At 65.0% G+C, this 23,538-nt stretch carries 21 protein-coding genes and 1 tRNA gene; 15 read left to right on the plus strand and 7 right to left on the minus strand.

Going from position 1 to position 23,538, the window contains the following annotated elements:
* Window positions 1-585: a GNAT family N-acetyltransferase gene (locus ACFVRO_RS09570; RefSeq protein ID WP_386951698.1), complete on the minus strand. Its 585-nt coding sequence runs from the start codon at window positions 583-585 to the stop codon at window positions 1-3.
* A 110-nt stretch (window positions 586-695) separates the two neighbouring features.
* Between ACFVRO_RS09570 and ACFVRO_RS09575 the strand changes: the two genes are divergently transcribed.
* A tRNA-Pro gene (locus ACFVRO_RS09575) sits at window positions 696-769 on the plus strand.
* 98 nt (window positions 770-867) lie between these two features.
* On the opposite strand, the gene ACFVRO_RS09580 is transcribed toward ACFVRO_RS09575, so the two are convergent.
* The gene (locus tag ACFVRO_RS09580; protein WP_386951701.1) at window positions 868-2,229 is read right to left on the minus strand and encodes a metallophosphoesterase; all 1,362 of its coding nucleotides are present in this window, start codon (window positions 2,227-2,229) and stop codon (window positions 868-870) included.
* Window positions 2,230-2,504: 275 nt separating this feature from the next.
* On the opposite strand from ACFVRO_RS09580, the gene ACFVRO_RS09585 reads away from it, so the two are divergent.
* The 6 genes from ACFVRO_RS09585 to ACFVRO_RS09610 all read left to right on the plus strand — a co-directional run bounded on the left by ACFVRO_RS09585 (window position 2,505) and on the right by ACFVRO_RS09610 (window position 11,802).
* Complete coding sequence (locus ACFVRO_RS09585) at window positions 2,505-3,101, plus strand: hypothetical protein (RefSeq protein WP_386951703.1); 597 nt, start codon at window positions 2,505-2,507, stop codon at window positions 3,099-3,101.
* A gap of 164 nt (window positions 3,102-3,265) precedes the next feature.
* A complete protein-coding gene (locus tag ACFVRO_RS09590) occupies window positions 3,266-4,063 on the plus strand; it encodes a hypothetical protein (protein WP_386951704.1) in 798 nt (265 codons plus the stop codon).
* The gene (locus ACFVRO_RS09595; RefSeq protein ID WP_386951707.1) at window positions 4,056-5,162 is read left to right on the plus strand and encodes an XRE family transcriptional regulator; all 1,107 of its coding nucleotides are present in this window, start codon (window positions 4,056-4,058) and stop codon (window positions 5,160-5,162) included. The genes ACFVRO_RS09590 and ACFVRO_RS09595 overlap by 8 nt, the downstream gene beginning before the upstream one ends.
* Before the next feature lie 730 nt (window positions 5,163-5,892).
* Window positions 5,893-8,868, plus strand: a complete 2,976-nt coding sequence (locus ACFVRO_RS09600; RefSeq protein ID WP_386951710.1) for a TrlF family AAA-like ATPase — start codon at window positions 5,893-5,895, stop codon at window positions 8,866-8,868.
* A gap of 289 nt (window positions 8,869-9,157) precedes the next feature.
* The gene (locus ACFVRO_RS09605; protein WP_386951713.1) at window positions 9,158-10,135 is read left to right on the plus strand and encodes a DUF4365 domain-containing protein; all 978 of its coding nucleotides are present in this window, start codon (window positions 9,158-9,160) and stop codon (window positions 10,133-10,135) included.
* Between the two features lie 611 nt (window positions 10,136-10,746).
* Window positions 10,747-11,802, plus strand: coding sequence for a hypothetical protein (locus ACFVRO_RS09610; RefSeq protein WP_386951716.1), 1,056 nt, complete (start codon window positions 10,747-10,749; stop codon window positions 11,800-11,802).
* A gap of 549 nt (window positions 11,803-12,351) precedes the next feature.
* Here the strand turns inward: ACFVRO_RS09610 and ACFVRO_RS09615 are convergent.
* Window positions 12,352-12,990 carry a hypothetical protein gene (locus tag ACFVRO_RS09615; RefSeq protein ID WP_386951719.1) on the minus strand — a complete coding sequence of 213 codons (639 nt, stop codon included), beginning with the start codon at window positions 12,988-12,990 and terminating at the stop codon, window positions 12,352-12,354.
* Window positions 12,991-13,456: 466 nt separating this feature from the next.
* On the opposite strand from ACFVRO_RS09615, the gene ACFVRO_RS09620 reads away from it, so the two are divergent.
* The 3 genes from ACFVRO_RS09620 to ACFVRO_RS09630 are packed head-to-tail and all read left to right on the plus strand — an operon-like array spanning window position 13,457 to window position 16,583.
* Window positions 13,457-14,056, plus strand: a complete 600-nt coding sequence (locus ACFVRO_RS09620) for a TetR/AcrR family transcriptional regulator (protein WP_386951722.1) — start codon at window positions 13,457-13,459, stop codon at window positions 14,054-14,056.
* Window positions 14,053-15,912: an alpha/beta fold hydrolase gene (locus ACFVRO_RS09625; RefSeq protein WP_386951724.1), complete on the plus strand. Its 1,860-nt coding sequence runs from the start codon at window positions 14,053-14,055 to the stop codon at window positions 15,910-15,912. Before ACFVRO_RS09620 ends, ACFVRO_RS09625 begins: the two co-directional genes overlap by 4 nt.
* Window positions 15,909-16,583 (plus strand): GNAT family N-acetyltransferase, encoded by a 675-nt coding sequence (locus ACFVRO_RS09630; protein WP_386951727.1) that lies wholly within the window; start codon window positions 15,909-15,911, stop codon window positions 16,581-16,583. Before ACFVRO_RS09625 ends, ACFVRO_RS09630 begins: the two co-directional genes overlap by 4 nt.
* A 59-nt stretch (window positions 16,584-16,642) precedes the next feature.
* On the opposite strand, the gene ACFVRO_RS09635 is transcribed toward ACFVRO_RS09630, so the two are convergent.
* Entirely contained in the window at window positions 16,643-16,993 is a 351-nt protein-coding gene (locus ACFVRO_RS09635) for a VOC family protein (protein WP_386951730.1), read from the minus strand.
* Window positions 16,994-17,047: 54 nt separating this feature from the next.
* Window positions 17,048-17,422: a PH domain-containing protein gene (locus ACFVRO_RS09640; protein WP_223586235.1), complete on the minus strand. Its 375-nt coding sequence runs from the start codon at window positions 17,420-17,422 to the stop codon at window positions 17,048-17,050.
* 234 nt (window positions 17,423-17,656) lie between these two features.
* Between ACFVRO_RS09640 and ACFVRO_RS09645 the strand changes: the two genes are divergently transcribed.
* Together ACFVRO_RS09645 and ACFVRO_RS09650 are read left to right on the plus strand one after the other, a co-directional pair.
* Entirely contained in the window at window positions 17,657-19,666 is a 2,010-nt protein-coding gene (locus ACFVRO_RS09645) for an MDR family MFS transporter (RefSeq protein WP_386951733.1), read from the plus strand.
* 1 nt (window position 19,667) lies between these two features.
* Window positions 19,668-20,264, plus strand: coding sequence for a TetR/AcrR family transcriptional regulator (locus tag ACFVRO_RS09650; RefSeq protein ID WP_105676964.1), 597 nt, complete (start codon window positions 19,668-19,670; stop codon window positions 20,262-20,264).
* A 2-nt stretch (window positions 20,265-20,266) separates the two neighbouring features.
* Here the strand turns inward: ACFVRO_RS09650 and ACFVRO_RS09655 are convergent, their stop codons facing one another.
* Window positions 20,267-21,046: an alpha/beta fold hydrolase gene (locus tag ACFVRO_RS09655; RefSeq protein ID WP_386951736.1), complete on the minus strand. Its 780-nt coding sequence runs from the start codon at window positions 21,044-21,046 to the stop codon at window positions 20,267-20,269.
* Between the two features lie 119 nt (window positions 21,047-21,165).
* Here ACFVRO_RS09655 and ACFVRO_RS09660 point away from each other — a divergent pair, with 119 nt between their 5' ends.
* Window positions 21,166-21,813: a TetR/AcrR family transcriptional regulator gene (locus ACFVRO_RS09660; protein ID WP_386951738.1), complete on the plus strand. Its 648-nt coding sequence runs from the start codon at window positions 21,166-21,168 to the stop codon at window positions 21,811-21,813.
* 5 nt (window positions 21,814-21,818) lie between these two features.
* On the opposite strand, the gene ACFVRO_RS09665 is transcribed toward ACFVRO_RS09660, so the two are convergent.
* Window positions 21,819-22,187 (minus strand): VOC family protein, encoded by a 369-nt coding sequence (locus ACFVRO_RS09665; protein ID WP_223586240.1) that lies wholly within the window; start codon window positions 22,185-22,187, stop codon window positions 21,819-21,821.
* Between the two features lie 96 nt (window positions 22,188-22,283).
* On the opposite strand from ACFVRO_RS09665, the gene ACFVRO_RS09670 reads away from it, so the two are divergent.
* Window positions 22,284-22,868, plus strand: a complete 585-nt coding sequence (locus ACFVRO_RS09670; RefSeq protein ID WP_386951741.1) for an NADPH-dependent FMN reductase — start codon at window positions 22,284-22,286, stop codon at window positions 22,866-22,868.
* Window positions 22,869-23,144: 276 nt separating this feature from the next.
* Window positions 23,145-23,525 (plus strand): hypothetical protein, encoded by a 381-nt coding sequence (locus tag ACFVRO_RS09675; protein ID WP_105676952.1) that lies wholly within the window; start codon window positions 23,145-23,147, stop codon window positions 23,523-23,525.
* Window positions 23,526-23,538: the final 13 nt, after the last annotated feature.

Consider the following 23,538-nt stretch of genomic DNA (forward strand, 5'->3'; position numbering starts at 1 on the left):
TCAAGGGGTGAGGTCGAGGGAGACGAGGGACCGACCCGGCTTGAGATCTGTCTTCTCCTCGAATCCTGCCGCGAGGAAGGTGCCGAGGGTGCCGTGGAACAGCTCGTTCGAGCGCTGCTTCTCGCCACCGGTGTCGACCGGATAGCCCTCGATCACGCGGGCGCCGGACTCGCGCGCATACTCGACGGCCGCGCGGAGCAGGTCGAGGTTGAGGCCGGAGCCCCGATGCTCTCGGCGCACCACGAAGCAGGTGACCGCCCAGACCGAGGCATCGTCGAACGGTTCGGCCGACGCTGCCGCGATGATGCGCGTTCGCGGAACCCGCGCCTGCCGCGTGCGAGGCCCGATGCGGATCCAGCCCGCGGCGTCGCCGTCGACGTAGGCGATGATGCCCGGGGGAGGCCCCTCGTCGATCTCCGCGCGCAGCATCTCGGTGCGCTGGTCTTTCGTCGTCGAATTCCAGTCTTTGTTGCTGAGAACGGGCCAGAGGCACTGGCAGCTCGCGCCATCCCCGCCGCCCGTGAGCGCGTGCTGCACATCGCTCCACCGGGCTGTCGTCGCCACCTCGGTCGTGATCGTCGCCATGCACGGGACGCTACGCCGGACCTCCGACACACGCAACGCTGCTCGGTTCGCGGACGGCCTCAGCATCAGGCTAAGATAGGGGAGTTGCCTGCGGCGAAAGCCACGGACAACGGGCTGTGGCGCAGCTTGGTAGCGCACTTGACTGGGGGTCAAGGGGTCGCAGGTTCAAATCCTGTCAGCCCGACCGAGGGGCTGTTGGCAATACTGATTGCAGAACAGCTATAGAAAAGGGAAGGGCACCTGCTTCGAGCAGGTGCCCTTCCTTTTTCCGTTTCGGCGGAGTCAGATTCTGATCCTGCGTACGCCCAATCGAGCGATTCTGGTCGTGAAACACGAACGCGCCCGGTTTTCGGGCGCGTTCGATTGTCCTTTGGTAGCGGAGAGCGTGCCGGGCGTGCCGCCGGCGGGCGTCGTCAGTGAGCGGGGCCGCTCAGGTGCGCATCGATGCCAGCGCGAGCTGATCCCGTTGGTCAGGTGGTGTGCTCGTTGATGACGACGTTCGACGGCCCCGGGGGATGCTGAGATCGCCGTCGCCCGTGGTCTTCGTATACCGGTTCGCCCAGACGCGGTCGCGGCGGCGGAGGATGTGCACGCGCGGAGCCGTTCGTGCTCGTTCGATCTCCTGGTCGCTGAGAAACGCGGCGATCTTTCGGAGATTGTGGTTGACGATGAGTGTGTGACGAGGATCTGAGCCGCGGTAATGCCTCGGACGCGGCGGCGACCAGCGGTTGCGATGTCCTCGTCGCCGGATGCCTTGAGCTGCTGGTTCTCGGACTCGACCGTGTTGCGGGCGTGGTCGTGGAAGGTCTCCCACTCTTCGGTGCCGTAGTCGAATGCCTGCTGTGGTGCCTGCATCTCGGTGAGATCGAATGCGGCCGAGTGCTTCAGCGTGTTCATGTCGAGGATCCCCAGGTTCCCCTCATGCCCTTCTCGCCCGAGACTCGCGACACGTCGGCCATCTTCGGCCTTCCCTCCGACCGCGACGTGCATGTGCCCGTGAGCGAGCAGCTCGGGGCGCACCGCGTTCCACACTTCGGCGATACGAGCACGTGATGTCGCGGACGCTTCGAGCGCGGTTGCGGGGAAGCGATGGGGGTTCGTGCGCAGGATCTCCCGGACCGGACGGACGGGCGTGCCAGCGGGACCCTCGTGTGTGAGCATTAGGTCTGCCGGGCCGCCAGCGATAGCCGCGGCGACGTGCTCATCGGTGATGGCCTCGTCCGGCCACCAGGTCAGTCCTTCGATGCGGGACTGACGGTCGACTGATGCGGCACCGCCTAGAGAGAGAACCCGACGACCGCTGATGGTTAAGCGTGCCGGTCTCGGGAGGAGCCAGGTGAGCTTCGAGACCCGCACGGCGCAACCGGGATGCTCGTCAAGCATCGGGCTGATCTGGTCCCAGGGTTCATGGTTGCCGAGGGTGACGAAGATACGGTCGATGTCGGTCTCGGCGAACGCGTCGTCGGTCTCCGTCGGTGGCATCCACCAATCACCGAGGTGAAGCAATGTCGTCACGTCAGGTGTCATGAAGGGAAGCACTCGGGCAACCGTGCGCGCCCATTCAACGTTTCCGTGCCAGTCGCCACAAACAGCGACGCGCTGGTCTGGCAGCGTGATCTCGGGTGCGTGTTCTAGAGCGTCCATGGGTTCTCCCATCGAGAGCGACGCGAGTCATCTCGCTCGTGCGTACGGTGACCATCAGGGTCACACTTGGGTGAAGCGCAAGCACAGAGCCGTCGCATGACTTGTCGTTGGGTCGGCGAAACATGCACGGCATCGACATATCCGACTCGAGCGGTTCGCGACGAGACGGGCCTGGCCGCGTGAACACGAGCGATCAAGGAGAGCGGCTCCAACCACCCAGTGCGTTGAACCGGATCAGCCGCAACAGTCCCGCTGCGTTCTGAGAAGATCGGCTCATGAAGCGTCCTCTCGGTTCCTGGCCTCTGCTCTCCGGGCCGAACAAGAACGGATCGCGCCACATCGGCATCCGCGTTCTTCCGGATGCCGCACGCCAGCTCGAAGAGCGAGGCTACATCGTCGCGAACAAGATGTACGAGCGCTCCGTCGACCGAAACGCGATTTCGAACGTACGCATCGGCGATGTCTTCGATGTGCGGTTCGATGGCGACAAAGGCTGGTGGGCGTGGCAAGACGACGTCCGGCTTGGATGCCTGACCTGGTCCTTGAGCAGCTTCGAAGCCAGGGAGTGGCGAGAGGCTATGCCACGCATCGACGAGGGGACTTTGCAGGTCATCCGCCTCGTCCTCGACGCGACCGGGATCGTGGTGAATGCTGGCGGGATCGTCCGACCGCTCGGCGATCCGATCCCGCCGGTCAAGAAGGCGGTGCCCGATGCTCAAGAGTATGTGCCGACCCTGCGTGCTGCTGTTGGTGTCGACGGCGATGTCCGTGTGGCGAAGGAGAACGTCGGCGGTGCTCCACGCGTGGGACAGTCACCTGCTCCGCTGCCGCGTTCACGCAAGAGCATTTGGGAGCGCCTGACCAGGCACTGACCCGGCGCGGCCTATCTATCGGCGCCCCGGACTGCGTGCCCCAGACACAGCAGTGAAAGTCTGCTCGCTCGAACTGCGTCCTATCCGGGACGACTTGCAAGCATTTGACACGCCGAAAGTAAAAATGCAAGCACCACCTACTGGTCTTCGTGTACATTGGTCCCATGACCGCAGAACACGACGCCCTCTCCGAGCTCCAGATGTCCGGACTGCTCGATGTCTTGAAGTGGGGTGCGCCCGTAGCGTTCGCTGCGACGGACCAGCTCTTCGACGAGGACCAGGGCCACGATCAGGGCGTCGTCGGCTATCTCAACTTCAAGCACCTTCGAGACCTCCTCGACCGGGCCACCGCGAATGGTCGTTTCAAGCTCGCCGAGGGCCTCGAAAGCGTCGGCGAAGATTTCCTCAAGCGTGGCATCACGCCCGAGGGCTTCAACTCGATGCCGAGCCTTCATGCAGACGTAGTCGGACGCCGGGACTATAAGCAGTCTCCCGGGTGGGTCATCGAGGGGTACCGCGTGCTGCTGCAGTCCTTCCCCTTCGGAAAGATTGACGAGATCAAGTGGGTGCAGCGTAGCGACGCGAAGAAGCGTGTCGCTGACCAGCTGTTCCTCCGCGACAACGCACTCTTCGACGATGAAGAGTTCGGCTTGGAATCCATCTCAGGCATCCCGGACGATGATGACTTCGCTGGTGTGACGCTTATCGCAGCGCATGCCTTCCACCCCGTAACCAAACAGTTCGAGCTGTATATCGGACAGAGCAAGAACCCCGGGTACCCGGGGGACTCGTGCTGGCACTGGAAGGAACTACTGCTCTCCGGCGGAGCTCCGACGGGTGGTACGGGTCTGCCGGTCACACATCAGATGCCGAGCGGTGGAGCCTCGACCGACGTCGAGGACGTGCCGGTACGGATTAAGCGGGCTGGTGCGGGCGAAGGGTCGGGCGCGGCGAATGGTTGAGGTGCGTCGACCGTCTCAGACGCTCGCCGCCGCGGCTTCGTTCTTCAACGGTGAGCGCCTCACCATGGCACGCCAGCTCAAGGGCCTGAAGAAGTCCCACCTGGCGAACCGTATCGAGATGTCACCGGCCTCGGTGACGGCATGGGAGAGCGGCGCCAAGCAGCCTAACCGTGCCACGGTGGCGAAGCTCGCTTTAGCGCTGCAGGTCGAGCCACAATTCTTCGGGGGAGGAGCGCCGCCGAAGGCGAACAAGCCGCACTTCCGATCGCTCCGCTCGACGCCGCAGATCGCACAGGACGAGGCTGAGGCCTACGGCCGGTTCGTGGCGGAGATCGCCGGGATGCTCGAGAACGCCGTCGAGTTCCCTGAGGCGCTCCTGCCCGACCTGCCGGTGGATCCCGACGAACGTGCGATGACTCCCGAGGAAGCCGCGCGCGAGGCCCGCCAGTTCTTTGGCGTTGGCCCGGGACCGGTGCAGCACGTCGTGCGGCTTGTCGAGCGTAGCGGTGTAGTTGTGGTTTTCAGCGAGCCGGGGTTGGCGGCCATCGATGCGTACTCCCTGCATTCGGCAACCCGGCCGATCATCGTGCTGAACCCGGTGAAGGACGACTACTACCGGCAACGCTTCGACGCCGCTCATGAACTCGGGCATCTGATCATGCACCACGACGCGGAACCGGGTGGCAAGGTCGCCGAGGAGCAGGCTAACCGTTTCGCTTCCGAGTTCCTGATGCCCGCCGAAGAGATCGCCCCTTTCCTACCCATTTCCACTGCGGGCAAAGCGTGGGCAACGCTGGCCGAGTTAAAGGAGTACTGGGGCGCCAGTCTCGCCGCGCTCCTCTACCGCGCGCGTGCTCTGGGCGTCATGAGCGACGTCTCGTACCGCAACGCGGTCATCCGCATGTCACAGAATGGTTGGCGCCGAGCAGAACCGGGCCGAATCTCTTCGCTGGAGATGCCGTCGATATTGCCACGCGCCCGGGAAGTGCTGCATGAGGCCGGCATAGACGAGGCCTCCTTCCTCGCCGGATCAGGCCTGCCAGTGGGGCTTTACAAAATCGCGGCGAGCCGAGTGCCTGTTGTGGAGGCAGCCTCATGAGGGTTGCGAGTCGGGAGATAACAATGCTCTGAAACGCGGAGCCTTACAGACCGGTGACAACCCGCTCGATGGAGCCCGCGGATGGATCCGGGAGATTCACGTACACCTGCGGAGGGGTCCAGGCGGCTCTGAGCCGGCGGCTTCCCTGATGTGCCGGACCGAGGGCGAAGAAGTCGATGCACGCAGGATCCGAACTTCTACCAGGCCGCGCCGAGCAATCTATCAATCGTGAAGATTAGGGTAGGCCCCGGAACAACTTCGCGACGGAATTGGCGCGTCTGCGGCCACTGCTCGACGCGAACGGCTACCCCTCGGTCAAGCTTGTAAAGTCCACGAGTCCGTTCCGCGATCAACTGAGTCTCATTTGCCGAAGCCTTCTGTGTGGACCGTCGGAGGGCAGAGCGTCAGACAGGACCGCGACGCTGTCGTTACGAAACATGGGGCGCGCCACGTCGTCACGACGGTCATCTGGCGACGTCTGGCAACGCACAGGGCTCTTGGTTCGTTGGAAAGGCGTGTCGCCCCGATATCGTTGCAATGGTCTGCCAGTTCGTTCCCAGCCCTATACATCGACACTGATTCGCGCATCGAAGCGCATTGGAGATTTCTCACTTATGGTCAAGTCGCTCCTTGCTCAACCGCTTCAGCGTCGCCACCGTGCGGGACGGCGTGAGCTATCTGCGGCGATCTCCGAAGTGAGCAGAATAGCTGGTCGCCTGGAGACGGGGCTGTGACTACCGCGGCGGACCCGCGTGGTTCGCTCTGGAGGAGATGGGACCCGCACATCCATGCGCCCGGGACGGCGCTGAACAATCAGTTCGGCGCGAACGCTTGGGAGCCCTATCTCGCTGCGATAGAACAGTCTGAGCCGCGCATCGAAGCGCTTGGCGTAACGGATTACTACAGCATCGATACCTACGAGGTCGTCATTGGTTACAAGGCGGCTGGTCGGCTACCGGGTGTTGGACTGGTGTTCCCAAATATCGAGCTTCGCCTGCCGACAGCAACAGGGAGCGATCATCCGGTCAACCTTCACCTACTGGTCTCGCCCGAGGCTACGGACCACGTCGAACAGACTCGACGCTTTCTCCGAACTCTGAAGTTCGAGTCCAACGGGGAGTCGTACGCCTGCGACCGCGAAGACCTCATCCGCCTCGGTAGAGCTCACGATACGTCGATCACGGACGATGGTGCTGCGTTGCGCACGGGCACCAATCAATTCAAGGTCACGGTCGGCAACCTGAAGGACTCCTTCGCTAAGAGCGCCTGGGCGCAGGACAACATCCTGGTCGCCGTCGCCGGTGGAAGTAACGACGGCACATCCGGCGTGCAAGCCGCAGGAGGATCGCTCGAAGCCACGCGACAGGAGATTGAGCGCTTTGCGCACGTGATCTTCGCCGGTGCACCGAAGCAGCGGGAGTTCTGGCTCGGGGACGGAGTTCTGAGCCGGGAGGAGTTGGCATCGAAACTCGACGGCCCGAAGCCGTGTCTGCATGGGAGCGACGCACACAGCCTTGCTAAGGTCGGCAAACCGGACAATGATCGCTATACCTGGATCAAAGGTGACGCGACGTTCGAGACGCTACGCCAAGCGTGCCTTGAGCCGCGCGAGCGAGCTGTCGTGGCAATCGATCCACCATCAGGCGCTCTGCCTCACCGTGTGATCAAGGAGATCGCCGTCGGCGGAGCGACCTGGTTCGGGAACGGAGCGATTCCGCTCTCACCTGGACTTGTGGCGATCATTGGTGCCCGCGGTTCGGGCAAGACAGCCCTCGCGGACCTTATCGCCGCGGGCGCCGGTGCTGCAAGCGATGATGCAAGCGAGAAGACCTTCTTGCAGCGTGCGCGACCGCACATCGGCGGTTCGTCCGTTGCGCTGACATGGGCCGACGGCAGCTCGGCGACAACTGAGTTGCCGCCGAGCGTCGATCCAGATGCAGCTGCCGGTGTTCAGTACCTTTCTCAGCAATTCGTGGAGCGCCTCTGCTCCGCCGAAGGCATGACTGACGAGCTGCTGACCGAGATCGAGCGTGTCATCTTCGAGGCGCATGGATACGAGGATCGTCTCGGCACGTCATCGTTTCGTGAGCTGCTCGATATCCGGGCGAGCCACGGGCGCAACTTGCGCGCCCACGCTAACCAAGCCATCGCAAGCCTCTCCGACCAGATCGAACACGAGCGGTCAGCGCGCGCTCAACTGCCGGCTATCACCGCTGACCAGGCCCGCCTAACCAAGCTGCTCGACGAGGATAAGAAAGCCCGCACGGCACTCGTCGTCACAGGAGGGGAAGCGCGCTCAGAGCGACTCGAGGCCGTGAACGCGGAACTAGGCGTGCGTCAGGGCGCGGTCGACATCGCTCGCCGTCGAGAACAATCTCTCGTAGAACTCGAGGCCGCCATCGCCGACATGACAGCGCGCCGACTCCCCGCGCTCGCCGCGGATCTTCAGCGTGCCCATGCGGGCGCCGGCCTCAGCGCAAGTGACTGGCAGGCCTTCGAACTGAAGTTCACCGGAGATCCTGCTCACGTCGTCGCCAAGCATCTCGTCGAACTCCGCGAACAGATCGCGGACCTGACCGGACGGCCCATCCCGCGGCCGACTAGTCCAGCAGCGGAGTGGCCGCCCTTCATTGCGGATGGCGTGGGCCTTGGGACTGAACCCCTGAGCACGCTGAAGGCCGAATCAACGCGCCTCGGCCAACTCATCGGTCTCGATGGCGCCAAACAGAAGCAGCTCACTGCTCTCAACGACAAGATCACCAAGAATGAGGCCGCGCTCGCTGCTGCCAATACGGCAGCGGCGAACGCCACGGGCGCACAAGCGAGGATCAAAGTACTCGCCGGGAACCGGAAAGCATCATACGCATCCCTCTTCGACGGTTTTGCATCTGAGCAAGCGGAGCTAACCAAGATGTACGAGCCGCTCTCGACCATGCTTTCCTCGCAGCGCGGCACCCTAGGAAAACTTAGCTTCAGTGTGCGCCGCGTAGTAAACGTAGAGGCCTGGGCCGCTCGCGGCGAAGACCTCATGGACTTGCGAACCGGGACAACATTCCGCGGGCGCGGAGAACTCCTGAGAGTCGCGACCGACACCTTGCTGAACGCGTGGGAGAGTGGTGCCAGCGCAGACGTTGCCGATGCCATGGCAGCTTTCCGCAACGACCACGACCAGCACATCATCGAGCAGGCCAAGGTTCCGCAGTCCAACGCCACTGCATTCCGCGCCTGGGCTAACGACGTCGCGGCCTGGCTGAATAGCACGGACCATATCTCCGTTAGTTACGGCATCCAATACGACGGCGTCGATATCGAGCAGCTATCGCCAGGAACCCGTGGCATCGTGCTGCTCCTCCTTTACCTAGCCGTCGATCAATCCGACGACCGGCCATTGATCATTGACCAGCCCGAAGAGAACCTCGACCCGAAATCGATCTTCGTCGAGCTCGTTGGACGGTTCGTCGAGACCAGGCATCGCCGCCAGATCATCATCGTGACGCACAACGCGAACCTTGTCGTGAACACCGATGCCGACCAGGTGATCGTGGCGAGCGCTGGCGCACACGTGCCCGGAGGACTTCCCGTGCTCACTTACCTGAGCGGTGGACTGGAGAACCCGGTGGTGCGAGACGAGGTCTGCGAGATCCTCGAGGGCGGGAGGCCAGCGTTTGAGGAGCGGGCTCGGCGGCTTCGGATTCGACTGGTGTAGAAGCGTCGCTGGAACCACAGGCGTCTGACGCAGGAATCGGCGACGGGTTGATTAGTCGGTCGGCTTTGGCGGAGGGGTCCCACGTAGCCAGCTCGTCAGAGACCGATGGCGCACGAATGCTCTTCGTGGAGTACTTCGAGCCCGAGGAGCTGCAGCGGTCGTCTTGAATGACGAGGGGTGGGGCTTCGACGAGCCCTCGAGGGACGCTCCGCGCCCTCGCTTATGACGACCCGAACGCTTTGCGCTTGCTACGAACGCGGCGCAGCCTTCCCGAAACTATGATGGTGTGATGCCGAAGAAGGTGAAGCACTCCGCGAAGCAAGACCGCAAAGGGATCGCTGCTGTTCAGCAGATCATTGCGAGCGACTTCGAATGGATCTTTCGCGAGCAGCCCACCGATGACTACGGCATTGACGCTCAGTTTGAGGTTGTCGAGGACGATGCAGCGACTGGGGAACTTCTGGCAGCGCAGATCAAAACGGGTCCGAGCTACTTTAAGAGGGAGGTCGACCAGGGTTGGTGGTACCCGCTCGACAAGGATGATCTTTCGTACTGGCTCGAACACGCGCTTCCAGTCATTGTCATCATCTGCGATCCGGTCACCAAGTCCGCGTATTGGCAGGCGGTGAACGAACACACAGTGGTCACCGGAAAACGCGGAGGTAAGAAACTCCTCATCTCAAGGAAGCAGGAGCTCAGCCGGCGTTCGAAGTACGAGCTCGAAAGAGCCGCTGAAGGAAAACCATACGAACTCCGGGTTCGGAAGCTCCGGTTGTCACTTCCCTGGATGAAGTTACTTCAAGACGGTCGCCGCCTCTTGCTTGAAGCAGACGAATGGGTCAACAAGAGCTCGGGGCGTGGCGACATTCAGATCGTGTCGGTTGATGACGCCAACGAAGACCGCGTCGAACTCGGCGGCTGGTTCATCATGGTCGGACTGCGGCCCTACGAGGACGTACTGGGTTCTTTGTTCCCTTGGGCAGATGCAATTCTCCATGAAGAGACCTACGACGAAGCTGATCATGAGGCATGGGAAGCTGAGTGCGTCCGCTACGACCGCGAAGGAGACCGGTTTGTCTTCGAGTCCTTCGAGGACTGGATGACGGGACGCGAAGGTAACGGCAGTTTGCGCCCCTACGCCAACTCCGCAAACGAGGTAGACCATTGGCGACTTGAACTCGTTCTAAACGATCTCGGCAAGGGCTTTCTCGCAGTGGACGAGTATGCGGAAGGCAGGGGTATGGTGCTGGCGCCGAGACGGCGGTAGTAGTCAGCCGACTCAGCCGAGTCTTGCTCCTGGTTCGTTAGGGATCGGCCACGCGCGAGAGGCTTCCAAGTTGAGGTCAACCGTGAGGCGCTGCGTAGGCTCCCGGCCTCAGCGGGCACGCCCCCGACGTTCTAGTGTCCTTTCTCACGACCCGCTTGCGAGGCTCGTGACTCGCTGTCAGCACTTCCCTCATGCTCGGCTAGCGTCATACATCGCAAGCGAGCGAGCGGTCGTTTTCGCCTCGGCTGGAAGCATCGCCGGGATAGTGGTACGGGGCTTCGAGATTTTCCAGCGGATCTGAGGGCGGCTGCGCACGAGGCAAGCGCGAACTTCACTGAGCTGTTCACCGAGGGTGCCGGGATGAGTGCTGGCGCGAAGTTCGACTTCACTCAGAACGGCGGGAAGTTCACCATCAAGGTCGATGAAACAGCGAATTCCCCATCCTGGTGACCCGCTGGTCGAATTGTGGAGCGACAGCGATCTACTTGAACGGAGACACTCGCTCCTTCGGTGAACCCTCGAGCACGACGTACCCAATACCGCCGCGTCGTGTCGATGCTTCGCGCCGCGGTCCTCGTTCACACCGGTTCAGCCCTGGATATCATCGCATCGTGACAGTCATCATCCTCGACACGAACTCGATGTCTCGCGGGCAGTACTCTCGCTCGGCACTCGACTCGCTGATATCAGCAGCAGGGAGGGCCGCTTCGGTGGTAATTCCAGAGGTCGTCATCTGGGAATGGGCCGAGCACGCTCACTCGGCGCACGTGGCGCTCGAGGAAGCAGTCCGGAGTAACCGAGTCGACGATGTCGTCATTCGCCGCACGATAGTTGAACCCGTGCCACCTATCGACGAGCTTGTTCGCCGAATCGAGGTCAGCTTACCCGCAGGCGTTCAAGTGTGGCGACCGGACAGCCAGGCGTGGCGTCTCGCGCTGCGGGAACAGATCCTCCAAATGGGCTCCGGCGAGACGAAGAACAACGTCAAAACCGGGGCCTCCGACGCTGTGGTCCTCGCCTGTGTGGAAAGCGAGTCAGCGGTTGCGGAGGACGTTGTCGTGATCCTGACCGGAGATAAACGGCTACAGCGCAGTGCTGCCCGGTTTGGGAACGTTCGTCATGCGACCGGTGCAGGCGGGCTTCTCGCAGCGCTGAGAACATTCACGCCGGCGACCGACGACTTGGCAGTCCGCCTGATGGAGCAACTCCCCGAGTACCTGAATGAGAGGTTCGGTGACCACGCCGAGACGCTCTCGTTCCACGAACACGGGGTCATCATCGAGGTCGGCACTGACCGGACGGCCCTGAAAGGAAAAGCTGAGCTTGCAGAGCTCATGATCACGCAGATCGACATCGCGGAGATCGGAGACCTCCGCGTCGAAGTCGACGGAAACGAACGTGTCGGGCTCGCGGAGCTTCGAGTATTCGGCAACATCCTCGGCGACATCGTGACCTTCCACGAGGTTGCTCCGGGCGTCGTCGGAGCATCGCGTGAGACGGTCGACTTCTCGAGTGACTTCGTTGACGTCACCATCGCTGTCCGGTGGGATCAGACCTGGCGGATTGACGCAGTTCTGACGACAGGCGAAGCCGTGTTGGTCTTGGTCGATCCCTCTTTCGAAGAGGACGAAGAGGCGCTTCGATTCAGGGCCGAGGTGAAGGCATAAAGCGAAGCGTCGGACGTTCGGGTCCCGCCCACAGGAAGAAACCGCAAGCGCCGGAGGAAAGCGACGGTGGACCCGAGCTAACCGTCCGCTCCACGGCAGGTTCTGCCAACAGCCCACCGAGAAAGGCCCGGAAACTCGCAAGAGTCTCCGGGCCTTCTGCGTGTCCCGGAAACGCCAAGGGCTCATGCCGTGTGAGGTTCGGCATCCCGAGCTCATCGATCAGCTGCTCCCTTTTTGCCACGTCTCTCGAACGGTCGCGGTGCTGAGCGCCCCGCTCCGCGGTCTGCTCAAGAGCACGCTCTTTGAGAGCCCTCGCCCATGGACTCGAGGCAGAGTTCTGGTTCGAGGAGCGGATGGTCAGCGCTCAGCGACCTTTCCTGCCCGGGGTCTGCCTGCAGACGACACCGCGCTACCTGGGTAGATGTGCCGACGATGCGGCCTTCCCGTCGATGCCAGCAAGTCTGCGACGTCCTGGCCGTGCGCAGAGGACAGCGCGCAGAGCAGCGCCTCGTCATCTGTGCCCTGGTCGAAGGTACCAAATGCGCTCCGCTACGTCGCGGCGCCGTCGTCCGTTCGAGGAAGGTACGGGTACGCGTTGCGGAGCCAGGCGCGGATCTCATCCGAGACGTGCTTCTCCAGTAGGTCCCGGAACGGCCCCTGAACAAGCGGCCAGATGCAGTGCTTCACCACGACGGGGTGACGCTCGGGGTCCGGGCACACCACTGCGCCAATGAGACGCAGGTACTTCATGGCGACGTCCTCGCCGAGCTCTTGGAACGCGACCTTCACGCTCAGTACCGCGTGTCGGATGACCAGGCGCAGCCAATCGAACGTGTCGAAGTCGAACGCTCGTCGAACACCGGTCTTGCGGGAGTAGATGGCAGTGACCTCGATGTCTTCTGTGCGATCTGGCTTCACCGCCTGCCGCAGCCACTCCACGATGTCGTCCACGACGCTGTCGACGGACTTCGAGACGAAATCCGTCATCTCATCGTACGCACGGCAGATCGCCGCGAGCACGACGCACCAGAGGTGTCGGTTGCTGGTCTTCGGCGCCTTTCCACCTGAGAGGCGCTTGTCGAACTCGTCACTGACCTCGACAGAGATCTGCTTCGCGAACACGTCGACAGCGTCAAGATGTCCATGTTCCTGTATGTCGGTGATGAGCGTCGAGATGAGTTCGCTCACAACGCCGTTCAGCGCAGGACGGCGCTCTTTGGAGGAGCTGTTCGACGTTGTCCTCTTGCGGGCGTCGTCAAGATGAATCCAGCGGTGTGTCTCGACCTTCGCTGATGCTGTTGCCCAATCGGCTGGTGTCGTGGACGTGAACCCCCGTACCAGGACGTGGCCGTGACGTGTGTTTCCGCACGGACAGACACAGGTGTTCCCGTCCGCGTTCTCGCAACTGGATGTATGGCTCATCGTGAGACCCCCCCTTGGCTCTTGGGAAATGCATACCATGGCGCCCCGACGTTGGTCCTGCAACCGGACAGTTGCGCGCGCCCTCGGAGTCGAGATCCGCCAGGGATGCCTGTTGACGAGCACCGATCGCCAGGTGCGGCGACACTGTGGCGGGATCGCGTCGGGGGCAAGGTCCGATGTTCCCGCAGCACTCCGGATTGTAAAAATATGTAGACCGGTCTATTCTGGTCGCATGACCTCCAAAGGCGATCAGACCCGGGCGCGACTCGCGGCGTCCATGCTCGAACTCATCCAGACCAGCGGCTACAGCGGCACGGGCTTGAACGCGGTGATCGACCACGCTGACGCCCCGAAGGGATCGATCTACTTCCACTTCCCCGACGGGAAAGTCGGCTTGGGTGTCGCAGCGGTCGAGCTCGCGGCGACGCAGTTCGAGGCGCTGATCGCCGAGGCTGCGGTCTCGACGGGCAGCGCGGCCGGTGCGGCCCGCGCGGCGATCGAGGCGCTGGCGAGCATCGTCAGCGAGAGTGACTACCGGCTCGGTTGCCCGGTCTCCGTGGTGACGCTGGAGATGGGCGCCGAGAGCGAAAGGCTGCGGCAGGCCTGCGCCAGCGCGTTCGAGTCGTGGATCGCGCCGACGGCCGCACTCCTCGAGGGGAACGGCGTCGCCGCCGAGGAGTCCCGCTCTCTGGCGACCGTCGTCGTCTCGATGATCGAGGGCGCGGTCATCGTCTCACGCGCCACGCGCAGCACCCAGCCCCTGGAATCGGCTGCTGAGGTCGTCGCGGAGTTGATCGAGCGGCGCGTCGAGAACGCCGGGGGAGCCAGATGAGCGCCCAGAACGCACCGCGTCACGCCCTTGTGCTCGGGGCTTCGGGGCTGGTCGGACGACACCTCGTGCTGACCCTCGCGAGGGCCGGCGCGGACGTCACCGCGGCAGTGCGGAGCGCCGCATCCGGCGCGCGCGTCGAGGCATGGCTGCGGGAGCATGGCCTGGCCCGGAGCATCGACATCGCGATCGCCGACTTCGACGCGCCGGAGATCCTGGTGGGTGGCGCGACGGCCTTCGCGCACGTCACCGAGATCCACAACTGCGCCGGTGCGTATCGATTCGGGATGCCCGCCGAGGAAGCGCGGGCCGCGAACGTCGGCATCGTCGAGAAGGTCATCGATCTCGCCGCAGAACTCCCGATGCTGCAGCGCGTGGTTCACGTCTCGGGGTACCGCGTCGGTGGGCAGGACCCCGACGCCGTTCCCTGGTCGGAGGGGCACCGCACGGCGGTCTACGCGGAACTGGGCGGCTACGAGGCGTCGAAGGTGGAATCGGACGCCGTCTTCCAGGCCCGGGCCCGGGAGCGCGGCATTCCCTGGACCATCGTCAATCCGGCCAGCGTGATCGGAGACAGCGCGACGGGGGAGTCCGACCAGCACATCGGGTTGGCGAGCACCATCGAGCAGATCTGGGACGGGACTGCGACCGCGCTGCCCGGAGGCGCCGCGACCTTCCTTCCGGTCGTCACCGTCGACTATCTGGCGGCGTTCATGGCCACGGCAGCGGTCGATCCCGAGGCCGTGGGTACGGCCTATTGGATTCTCGACGACGCGACCCCGCTGCTGGCTGATCTGCTCACGGACGTCGGGCGGCACCTCGGGGCGAACATCCCGAGGCTGAAGGTGCCGGCGAGCGTGATCAAGCGGCTGCCTCGATGGATCACCCGGGCCGACCCCGAGACTCTCGGCTTCCTGTCCGCCGATCGCTATCCCATAGCATCCGCGATCGAGCTCGCTGACCGGCACGGGCTCCGTCTGCCCGACGTGCGGGTGTCGCTCGAACGGTGGGCTGACCACCTCGCCGCGCACCGTTTCGGCGCGGCCGTAGGGGACGAGCGCCGATTCGTCGACGTCGCCGGTATGCGGACCTTCGAGCTGGGATCGTCGGGATATCGTCGGGTGATCCTCCCCGGGCTGCCGGTCAACGCAGACACCTGGTCGGACGTGGCATCGGGCATCGGCGCGCGAGCGGTCGATCTTCCCGGTCTCGGGCTGAGCGGCGGAACGGGCATTCGCGACTGGGAGCGCTGGCTGCCCGCGATGCTCGGGGACGAACCCGTCGAACTCATCGGCCACTCGATCGGCGCAGCAGCGGCGGTCATCGCCGCCGACCGGTTCCCCGAACGGATCGAGTCCCTCACTCTGATCGCGCCCTTCTTTCTGCAGGCGCCGGTGCGCGGGGCGGCACGTCTGCGGATGCTGGTTCGCGCCTTCTTGCGGCGCGCCGATCCCGTGCAGCTGTCACGCCGACTCACCGGCGCGGATGCGAGCGCGAAGGCTCTCGAGACCAGCATCCGCGACCTCCGGAGAGGTCGTGCGAAGCGGGCAGCCGAGCAGCTCGCCTCCGCTGGATCGGCGCGATGGCGTGCTGAGCTCCGCGACGCGCTGGGGCGATTCCACGGCCCGGTGCGCATCATCACCGGGAGCGAGGACCCGCTCGACCCTGCCGCGGTCGCGCACCTGGAGTCGCTTCCCCACGTCGAGCTGATCTCTGTGCCCGGAGCCGGGCATCATCCGCAGCTCACCCACAGCGACGTGCTCATCGATCTGCTCGGTCATCCCGCGACCCTTCCGCAGATCGGGAAGGCTCGTCCGCCGACCGCCGCGTACGCCAGCTACGAGATGAGGACCGCATGACACACGAGACACTCCCGCACGGACTGCGACCGGCAACGTCCGGCGACCTCGACGAGATGACGCGAATCCTTACGGCGGCGTTCTTGGACGATCCCGTCTGGGGACCCTCGTTCCCCGATGTCGAGACGCGTCCGCAGGTGGCCGGTGCGTACTGGCGGTTCATGGTCGGACAAGCCCTGCGCTTCTCCGAGTCGCGAGTGCTCGAGGGCGGCTCCGATGGCGAGGGCGCGTCGCAGGGTGCGAGCACGCGCGGCGCTCTTCGCGCGGTCTCCGTGTGGTACCCGCCGGGTGAGGACGAGATCTCCGTCGAGGCCCATGCTGCCTACGACGCGCTGGTCGGCGAGTTGCTCGACCCGGAGGCTGCTGCCGCCTTGGAGCAGGCCGGTGCCAGGTTCGCCGATGCCCGGCCCAGCGATCCGCATGCCTACCTGACACTGCTCGGGGTGGCGCCCGAGGCCCGCGGCGGCGGGCACGGCATGGCATTGCTCCGGGCGGCCCTGGCCCACTATGACGATGCCGGGATCCCCACCTACCTGGAGTCGTCGAACCCGGCGAACGATGCGCGTTACGAAAGGCTCGGGTACCGTCCCCGCGCGGTGGTGGAACTCGTCGAAGGCGTTCGGGTGCAGACCTACTGGCGTGATCCGCGGGGTGCTCGGCCGGCGCTCTGACGCGCTTCCGCTCATCGTGCCTAGAGCGGACGGTGAGCAGTGCGACCGCGCCGGGCCGCTCACGCGACGGTGTGCATGCCGATGTTCACGACCCGTCCGTCGTAACCACGGTAGAAGAAGCGCGTGACGCCCCAGGGCTCGTCCGTGAGCGGATGGACGATCTCCAACCCGGCCGACTCCACGCGGGCGAGCGCGGCGCGGACGTCGTCGACGAAGACGGAGATGTCGGGTGTGACGGATGCCGTGGCATCCCGCGTGATGAGACTCAACTGATGACCCTCGTCGTCGCCGAGGGTGACGATCCATCCGTGGTCCATGAGCACGCGGAGGCCGAGCGCAGCCGTGTGCTCGGCGACCGCGCGCGGGAGGTCGGTCACGGTGAGGTTCGGAACGATCCGGTGCACGTCCATGCATTCATTCTGGTGACGGCATCCGACATCGCGGGAGGAGCGGCTCTCCGGGTGTCAGTGCTGCAGGATCGCCCAGGCGAGCAGGCTGTCGATGCGACGGATGTCGGCGCCCTTGGTGAGCTTCACCTTGATGTGGCCGGCGCGGGTCCACAGCTCGACCTCGGCATCGCGGTCGAGCAGCCCTCCGGCGTTCTCCGTCGACCACATGTTGATCGCGGAGTAGGGGAGTGAGTAGATCTCGACCTTCTTGCCCGTGATGCCCTGTGCATCGCGGACGATGAGCCGCTTGGTCGTGAACGTGGCGCTGTCGCGGAACGTCTTGAACGATGCCACCGGCTGCTCGCCCTCGACGAGCAGCGGCATCACGTCCGCCGGCACGGGGATCTCCTGCTGCAGCGTCCAGGCCAGGATCGGTGCGGACTCGACCATGTCGTCTCCTCGTCGGGGTTCGGCGCGGTCGGATGCCGCGCGATCGCACTCAGGCTAGCGAATCGAGGCTCCGTCCGGACGGCATCCGACTCTCTCAGCCCGCACTAATCTTGCAGTCGTGTAATATTGCACGTCTGCAATAATCCTCACGCCTTCCGAAGGGCTGGAATGTCAACTGTCTCCACCCGCACCGGTGCCACGCCGGTCGCGAAATCTGACGCGTCGAAGCCGATCATGACGCACCGTCAGATCCTCCTCGTGATCTACGGCCTCATGGCCGGAATGTTCCTGTCGTCTCTCGACCAGACCATCGTCGGCACGGCGATCCGCACGATCGGCGACGACCTGCACGGCCTCGACCAGCAGGCCTGGGTCACCACGGCGTACCTGATCACGTCGACCATCTCCGTGCCGATCTACGGCAAGCTCTCCGACATCTTCGGGCGCCGCCCGCTGTTCATCTTCGGCATCTCGGTGTTCATCATCGGCTCCGTGCTGTCGACGTTCTCGACGTCGATGCTGATGCTGGCCGGCTTCCGTGCCTTCCAGGGCATCGGCGCCGGCGCGCTGATGTCGCTGCCGCTCGCGATCATGGCCGACATCCTCGCTCCGCGCGAGCGCGCCAAGTACCAGGGCTACTTCTTCGCCGTGTTCGGCATCTCCTCGCTGATCGGCCCGCTCGTCGGCGGTCTCTTCGCAGGTGCCAACGAGATCCTCTGGATCTCCGGCTGGCGCTGGGTCTTCCTCATCAACCTGCCCATCGGCCTCATCGCGCTCGGCATGGTGATCACCTTCCTGCACCTGCCGAAGGTCGCGAAGCACGACAACCCGCGCATCGACTGGTGGGGAGCGACCGCAGTGATCGTCGCGCTCGTGCCGCTGCTGCTGGTCGCAGAGCAGGGCCGCGAGTGGGGCTGGGGCTCCGTCGCCTCGATCGCCTGCTACGTGATCGGCGGCCTCGGCGCCATCGGATTCGTGCTCATCGAGATCGCCATGAAGAACGACGCGATCATCCCGATCCGCCTCTTCCGCTCGAACACGTTCTCGTGGGCGACCATCATCGGCGTGCTCGTGGGCTTCGGCATGTTCGGCGCCATGATGACGATCCCGCTGTACATGCAGATCGTCGCCGGTCTCACCCCGACCGAGTCGGGCTTCGCGATGCTGCCGATGGTGGTGGGCCTCATGGCCTCCTCGATGGCGGCCGGTCAGATCACCGCGCGCACCGGCAAGTACGGGATCTTCCCGCGCACCGGCACCCTGACCACGGCGGTGGGCTTCCTGCTCCTGACGTTCGTCTCGTCGACCACCTCGGTGTGGTTCATGATGATCGGCATGTTCGTGGTCGGTCTCGGCCTCGGGCAGCTGATGCAGTCGCTCACCATGGCGAGCCAGAACGCGGTCGAGGCGCCCGACATGGGCGTCGCCACCAGTGCGGCGACGTTCTTCCGCCAGATCGGTGGAACGCTAGGTACCGCGATCATGCTGTCGGTGCTGTTCACCCTGCTTCCGACGAACATCACGCACAGCATGGGCGACAAGCCCACGCTGACGGCCGCTCTGAACGCCGCGCTGGATCCCGCCGTCGCCGGCGAGAAGCAGAACAAGGCCGTCATGGAGCAGCTGTGGACGCCGATCGTCGGCCCGCTGCAGGAGAACATCCAGTCGCAGCTCGACAAGGGCGTGACCGAGGCGAAGGCCTCGGCGAGCGAAGCCGTGACGACCGCGGTGACCGACTCCGTGAACCAGGCCGTCGCCGCGGGGCAGCTTCCGGCCGCCGCCGCGCAGACGGTGATCGACCAGAAGGTCGCGGAGGCCACCCCGGCCGCCGAGGCCAAGGCGCTCGAGGCCGTCGCCGACAAGGCCCACGCCTCCGTGACGGACGGCACCGTGTCTGTGGACTGGTCGGACAAGGCCCAGCGCACCTACTGGGTGGACCAGCTCGTCCCCGACATCGCCGAGAAGATCAACAAGGGCACGTCAGAGGCATCGAACGGATCGAGCAGCTCGGTCAGCGACACGTCGTTCCTGAACGGCGCGGATGCCGCGCTCACCAAGCCCTTCATGGTCGGCTTCACCCAGGCGATCGACGTGATCTACTGGGTAGGCTTCGGGGTGCTGATGCTCGCGTTCGTGCTGAGCTGGTTCTTCAAGGCTCCGCCGCTGCGCACCCGCTCGGCTCTGCAGGAGATGGCGGACGACGCCGGCATCAGCGAGACCGGGACGATCAAGGTGCAGAGCTGATATGACGAACGACCAGAGCGCAGGGGAGCCCGAGGGGCTTCGCGAGCGCAAGAAGAAGCTGCGGCGGGAAGCGCTGCACGAGGCTGCCCTGCGCCTGGTCGAACGTCAAGGGCTCGACGGAACGACCGTCGAGCAGATCTGCGAGGAGGTGGGGGTCTCGCCCCGCACCTTCTTCAACTACTTCCCGTCGAAGACGGCGGCGGCCCTCAACCTGCCGGAGCAGATCATCTCTCCGGAGGCGGCTGCGCGGTTCCGCTCGGCGACGGGGGAGCTCATGCCCGCGATCTGCGATCTCCTCGCCGACTCGATGAGCTCGGGCGTGGAGCGCACGAGGCTCAAGAAGCTCGTCACGGAGCAGCCGCAACTCGTCGCGACCTTCACGCAGTGGATGGGAGCGCTGAAGGCCGAGTTCGGTCTGCTCATCGAGGAGCGCGCCGGGTCGCCCGAGGTGGCGGATGCCGCGATCCTCCTCGCGCTGAGCTCGCTGCGCACCCTCATGCACCGTCCGGCAGACGACACCCGACCGGACTCGGTCAGGCTTCTGGAGACGATGGACCGTCTGATCGCCGTGCGTCACGCGCCGATGGTCGGCCCGTAGGCTCAGGCCACCCCGGCGAGACGGGCGAGCCTCTCGGCCATCGCCTGCGGCTCCCAGGAGTGCCACGCGCCGGCCAGCTGCTCGGAGCTGCCGTCCGACGCTGCCTCCGCGAGCGCGTCAGCCGTCGCGATCATGCCGGGGAAGGTCTCCGCGCCGACGATGGCGACGACGGGTGCGGCGACAGGGGCGAGCGCCTGTCGATAGCCGCTCTCCTCGACCTCCGCCAGAGCCTCTCCGTCGGGGATCCAGCTGTGGATCAATCCGGGGTAGTCGGAGGACTTCTTGAGCCCCTCGAGCCATTCCGGCGGCATCCCGACCATGTACCTCGCGACGGCCTCCTCGAGGTCACCGGCGTCGATCGACTCGCGCACGCGCGCCCACCACGACGGCGCGCCGCCCTCGAAGAGTCCGAGCGGAGCCTCCCACAGCACGAGACCGGCCAGCTCCGCCACGCGAGACGTCGCGAGCATCGCGATCGCGCACCCGGAGGAGTGGCCGATCAGGATGACGGGAGCCTCCTCCTCTCGGGCGAGCGCCTCGATCGCGTCGAGCTGGGCGGTGAGCTCGATCGGACCCGCCGATGTGCTCTCGCCGCGCCCGAGTCGGTCGGCGATCAGGGCACGTCCGCCGAGCGCGGCGAAGGCCTCACCCGTGGCGTGGGTGATCGGATCGTCGGCCCGGGTGGGGCCGGCGCCGGCGATGAAGATCGCCGTGGGTGCGCCTGGCGTTCCGAGGTCGTCGTAGACGATGCGGTCGCCTCGCGAGGTGGTCAGAGCGCTCATGCCCCGGCCTCGATCGGATGAATGAGCTCTGCGTCGAACTCGAGGGTTTTCCTGCTGTCCATCGTCATCTCCAATTTCAAGACTGGTCGGTATGATTTCTATAAACTAGACTCATGAGTATGAAATCGTCAAGGGGTGCAGCGGATCTCCGCCCGAGCTCGGTGCGCAAGCGCGAGTCGATCCTCGCCGCCGCCCAGGAGCAGTTCCTCGCCCACGGGTACGAGGCGGTGACGATGGACTCCATCGCTCGGGTGTCTGGAGTGGCCAAGCAGACGCTGTACAGCCACTTCGGCGGCAAGGAAGGCCTGTTCCTCGCGCTGGTCGGATCGCAGACCAGCGCGGCGAGCGAGCGCGTGCTCGGCGCACCTCCGGTCGTGCGCGACGGAGCGGATGCGCGCACCGTGCTCGCCCCGATCCTCGAGCAGCAGCTCTCGACCGTGCTCGACCCGGGTCTCCTCGCGCTCCGCCGACTGGTCATCGGCCTCACGCCGCAGTTCCCCGACCTCGCCCGCTCACTGCACCTCAACGGCCCGCAGCGGGCGATCGACTCCCTCGCCGAGGTGATCGGCAGGATGGATGCCGCCGGCATCCTGCGTGCGTCCGATCCCGTCCTCGCCGCGACCCAGCTCAACTGGCTGGTGATGGGAGAGCCCGTCAACCGGGCCATGCTCCTCGGCGACGACGAGGCTCTGCCGAACGGAGATGCGGCAGGGCACGTGGCCCGTGCGCTCGACGTGTTCCTCGCGGCCCATCGATCCGAGGGGTGATGTGTTCAGGCGGGGCGCTGCTCGACCAGGCCGATCGTGTTGCCCTCGCTGTCGACGATGAACGCCTGCCACTCGTCGGTGCCCGCGGGGCCGAGAGTGCCGTCCGCATGGCTGAAGATCACGTGCGGCTCGCTGACGATCGTCGTGCCCGCGGCCCGCAGCCGCTCGACGGCGCCGTGGATGTCGACGACCTCGATGTAGAGCAGCGCGCTCGCCGCTCCCGCATCGAGCAGCAGCCGCACGCCGTCGAGGTCGAAGAAGAGCAGTCCGGGCGGATCGAAGCGTGCGGCGGGTTCTGTGCCGAGCAGGTCGCTGTAGAACGCGGCGGCGCGGTCGAGATCCGTGGCGCGCTGCGCGACCTGGATGAGCTTCATGTCGACTCCCTCTGCCCGAGATCCTAGATCTTCTGGCGCCCGGCGGGCCAGAGGGCGTATACCGGAGACGACACCCCGACCGTGAAGGAGCACTCCATGACCTACCGCATCGGCTATCTCGTCGGCAGCCTCTCCCGGGACTCGATCAACCGCATCCTCTCGAAGGCGCTCGTACGGCTCGCGCCTCCGAGTCTGGAGCTGACCGAGATCTCGATCCGCGACCTGCCGCTCTTCGATCGTGACGACGAGCAGAGTCCGGCCCCTGCGGTGACCGCGTTCAAGAGCGCGGTCGAGGAGTCGGAGGGGCTGCTGTTCGTGTCGCCGGAGTACAACCGGTCCATCCCCGGTCCGCTCAAGAACGCGATCGACTGGGGATCCAGGCCCTGGGGGCACAACTCCTTCGCGCGCACCCCCACGGGGATCATCGGCGCCTCGACCGGGGCGATCGGCACCGCGGTGATGCAGTCATCCATGCGCAGCGTCCTGAGCTTTCTCAACGCGCCGCAGCTGAACGCACCGGAGGCGTACATCACGTTCAAGCCCGACGTGTTCGGGCCCGATGGCGAGGTGGCGGATGCCGGTACGGAGGATTTCCTCCGGCATTACATGGAGGAGTACGCGGCGTTCGTCGAGCGCGTGCTCTCCGTCACGGCGCCGGGGCACGTCGGGGACCGAGACTAGGTCGGCGCCGGGGGAACTGGTTGCCCTCCCGAGTCGCTTCGCCCCAGATCGAATCGCTCGAGAGGGCTCACCGCCCATCCCGGACGGTAGGGGAGGCGGCGAAGATCTCGCTGCTCTCGTCGGCTGCTTCCCCAGTTCTCAGCCGGTAGCCCCCGCTACTAATATCAGAATATCGCGAAAATGTCTTGTCCGCCATTTGGGGGACAAAGAAATCTACGAATATTTCTGAGCGCCCGTGGGTCTTGTCTTCTCCGCGCCGGATCATAGGGTGGTTCCATGGACAGAAAGCTCGTGCTGAACGCGCAGCTCGCCATCGCGCGCGGGCACCGCGTCGAGGTGACGGAGCAGAGGGACGACGCCGCCGACGAGGCGGTCGTCTTCGCCGTCATCGACCTCGACACCGGCATCCGCTACCGCCGCGCCGAGGATCCGCGCGGCGAGGTGAGCCGGTGGCTCGGGCGCGTCCTCGACTGCACCGTCATGATCGGCGGGCACGGCGCGCACACCGTGCTCTCCGTGATGCCCGACGGCGGCGGTGCGAGCGCCAAGGCGGCACTGCGCGGAGCGGATGCCGCCGCCGAGGCGGCGAAGGCCGAGGCCGACCGCTGGGGTGGAGCCGATCGCACTCCGGAGCCCCCTGCCGAACGCGTCTGGTGACGTCGGAGCGGGG

Source organism: Microbacterium sp. NPDC057944, from assembly GCF_042887445.1.
In the GTDB taxonomy this organism is placed as follows: domain Bacteria; phylum Actinomycetota; class Actinomycetes; order Actinomycetales; family Microbacteriaceae; genus Microbacterium; species Microbacterium natoriense.

Bases quoted from the DNA above. Each gene is read 5' to 3' on its own strand.
- ACFVRO_RS09660 (WP_386951738.1), top strand. From the start codon at position 21,166: ATGAAATCGTCAAGGGGTGCAGCGGATCTCCGCCCGAGCTCGGTGCGC.
- ACFVRO_RS09635 (WP_386951730.1), bottom strand. From the start codon at position 16,993: ATGGACGTGCACCGGATCGTTCCGAACCTCACCGTGACCGACCTCCCG.
- ACFVRO_RS09605 (WP_386951713.1), top strand. From the start codon at position 9,158: ATGCCGAAGAAGGTGAAGCACTCCGCGAAGCAAGACCGCAAAGGGATC.
- ACFVRO_RS09585 (WP_386951703.1), top strand. From the start codon at position 2,505: ATGAAGCGTCCTCTCGGTTCCTGGCCTCTGCTCTCCGGGCCGAACAAG.
- ACFVRO_RS09650 (WP_105676964.1), top strand. From the start codon at position 19,668: ATGACGAACGACCAGAGCGCAGGGGAGCCCGAGGGGCTTCGCGAGCGC.
- ACFVRO_RS09625 (WP_386951724.1), top strand. From the start codon at position 14,053: ATGAGCGCCCAGAACGCACCGCGTCACGCCCTTGTGCTCGGGGCTTCG.
- ACFVRO_RS09665 (WP_223586240.1), bottom strand. From the start codon at position 22,187: ATGAAGCTCATCCAGGTCGCGCAGCGCGCCACGGATCTCGACCGCGCC.
- ACFVRO_RS09630 (WP_386951727.1), top strand. From the start codon at position 15,909: ATGACACACGAGACACTCCCGCACGGACTGCGACCGGCAACGTCCGGC.
- ACFVRO_RS09645 (WP_386951733.1), top strand. From the start codon at position 17,657: ATGACGCACCGTCAGATCCTCCTCGTGATCTACGGCCTCATGGCCGGA.
- ACFVRO_RS09590 (WP_386951704.1), top strand. From the start codon at position 3,266: ATGACCGCAGAACACGACGCCCTCTCCGAGCTCCAGATGTCCGGACTG.
- ACFVRO_RS09595 (WP_386951707.1), top strand. From the start codon at position 4,056: ATGGTTGAGGTGCGTCGACCGTCTCAGACGCTCGCCGCCGCGGCTTCG.
- ACFVRO_RS09675 (WP_105676952.1), top strand. From the start codon at position 23,145: ATGGACAGAAAGCTCGTGCTGAACGCGCAGCTCGCCATCGCGCGCGGG.
- ACFVRO_RS09620 (WP_386951722.1), top strand. From the start codon at position 13,457: ATGACCTCCAAAGGCGATCAGACCCGGGCGCGACTCGCGGCGTCCATG.
- ACFVRO_RS09580 (WP_386951701.1), bottom strand. From the start codon at position 2,229: ATGGACGCTCTAGAACACGCACCCGAGATCACGCTGCCAGACCAGCGC.
- ACFVRO_RS09655 (WP_386951736.1), bottom strand. From the start codon at position 21,046: ATGAGCGCTCTGACCACCTCGCGAGGCGACCGCATCGTCTACGACGAC.
- ACFVRO_RS09570 (WP_386951698.1), bottom strand. From the start codon at position 585: ATGGCGACGATCACGACCGAGGTGGCGACGACAGCCCGGTGGAGCGAT.
- ACFVRO_RS09640 (WP_223586235.1), bottom strand. From the start codon at position 17,422: ATGGTCGAGTCCGCACCGATCCTGGCCTGGACGCTGCAGCAGGAGATC.
- ACFVRO_RS09670 (WP_386951741.1), top strand. From the start codon at position 22,284: ATGACCTACCGCATCGGCTATCTCGTCGGCAGCCTCTCCCGGGACTCG.